This is a genomic window from Shigella sp. SIG3 (genome assembly GCF_053555855.1).
In genome coordinates, this window is sequence record NZ_JBQZXE010000296.1 from 1 (window position 1) to 640 (window position 640).

Here is a 640-nt window from a genome sequence, read left to right on the forward strand (position 1 = left end):
GCCTCCGGCGGTCTGGTTCGCGTACTCACCGGACCGGAAAGGTATCCATCCACAGAATCATCTGGCCGGTTACAGCGGAGTGCTTCAGGCCGATGCTTACGGTGGTTACCGGGCGTTGTACGAATCCGGCAGAATAACGGAAGCCGCATGTATGGCTCATGTCCGGAGAAAAATCCACGATGTGCATGCAAGAGTGCCAACCGACATCACCACGGAAGCCCTGCAGCGTATCGGTGAACTGTATGCCATCGAGGCAGAAGTCCGGGGATGTTCAGCAGAACAGCGTCTGGCGGCAAGAAAAGCCAGAGCCGCGCCACTGATGCAGTCACTGTATGACTGGATACAGCAACAGATGAAAATTCATTCGCTGAAAATGGAATGTCTCCACGGAGAACACTATTATCCATCGGGAAATAGTGCGGGCAACAGTGTTTAGTTATATCGAGTGCGATTACAATCGCTGGCGACGGCACCGTTGGTGTGGTGGTCTCAGTCCGGAACAATTTGAAAACCAGAGCCTCACTTACGACTGTGTCCATATTATGTGGGTAGGATCAATAAAGACGTTTTATATGTGTCTGCTTGCAGCCAGAAAATTTATACCCTGCAGGTATCATAAACATGCTTGACAACTTAATTA

The 640-nt window shown here is 50.3% G+C and carries 1 pseudogene; it reads left to right on the plus strand.

Annotated features, from left to right (window positions below):
* Positions 1-629, plus strand: a pseudogene (locus tag ACUU1I_RS21045) (IS66 family transposase); the annotation flags it as partial.
* Between the last annotated feature and the right edge of the window lie 11 nt (positions 630-640).